Origin of the sequence: Dorea sp. D27, from assembly GCF_001185345.1 — a bacterium.
Lineage (GTDB): Bacteria > Bacillota > Clostridia > Lachnospirales > Lachnospiraceae > Extibacter.
The window spans coordinates 1-911 of sequence record NZ_KQ236754.1; the positions used below are offsets into that span (position 1 = coordinate 1).

The window sequence follows — 911 nt, forward strand, 5'->3', positions numbered from 1 at the left end:
CGCGCACGGCGCGGAGAACGGCGGCTTTAAGAATTTTCTCAAGGGGGTTGACAGTTGAGCAGACGCGATATAATTCGTGACAGACAGACAGACAGACAGACAGACAGACAGACAGACAGACAGACAGACAGACAGACAGACAGACAGACAGACAGACAGACAGACAGACAGACAGAATAAGTCTGTCCTTTTATCATACCAAAAGGGGAACCATTCCCCACCCAGACAGGCGCTTGCCCTTCTGCTATCAGGAGGGCAAGCGCCTGTCTGCGCGTTTAGGGAGCAGTTAACAATCAGGAAAAGGAGGAATACCAGATGAAACCAAGAAAGACAAACCGGCTGCTGGCGCTGGGGCTTTGCCTCTTCCTGCTGCTGTCCGTGCTTCCCCTCGACCGCATGGCCTACGCCGCAGGGAAGGGCTGCAATCACGTCCATGACGATAGCTGCGGCCATGCGGCCGCCGTGGAGGGGCAGCCCTGCGATATGGAGTGTGCGGGCGACGCTCACGAGGACGGCTGCGGGCATGTGGCCGCCGTGGCGGAGCAGCCCTGCACCCACCAGCACAACAACGAGTGCGGCGGGCTGCCGCAAGAGGACACGCAAACGCCCGCCGATAGCGAAGTGCTTTGCGCGGCGACCGAGGGCTGCACCCTTGCCGAGAACCACGAGGGGGACTGCCGGCTTGCCTTGGCGGTGAACGGCGCGCGCAACGGTACCATCGACAACAACGATTACGCCTTCAATCCGAATACCGGCGAGCTGGCCGTCAAGACCGATGCTGGCACGACGGCGTGGCGGGATGATACCGGCATCGCTGTGGAAGAAACCGGCCGCTACGAGGCGATTCGGTCGGTCGTGTTTGATGATAGCGTGACGAGCATCGGGAAAGATGCGTTTTACTGGCTGCACCA

General features: G+C 59.9%; 1 protein-coding gene and 1 pseudogene. Both read left to right on the forward strand.

Annotated elements, in window-relative coordinates; translation table 11 throughout:
* The first annotated feature begins 54 nt into the window (after positions 1-54).
* The gene (locus HMPREF0980_RS19640) at positions 55-180 is read left to right on the forward strand and encodes a hypothetical protein (protein ID WP_255351354.1); all 126 of its coding nucleotides are present in this window, start codon (positions 55-57) and stop codon (positions 178-180) included.
* A gap of 135 nt (positions 181-315) precedes the next feature.
* A pseudogene (locus HMPREF0980_RS18385) lies at positions 316-911 on the forward strand (hypothetical protein); the annotation flags it as partial.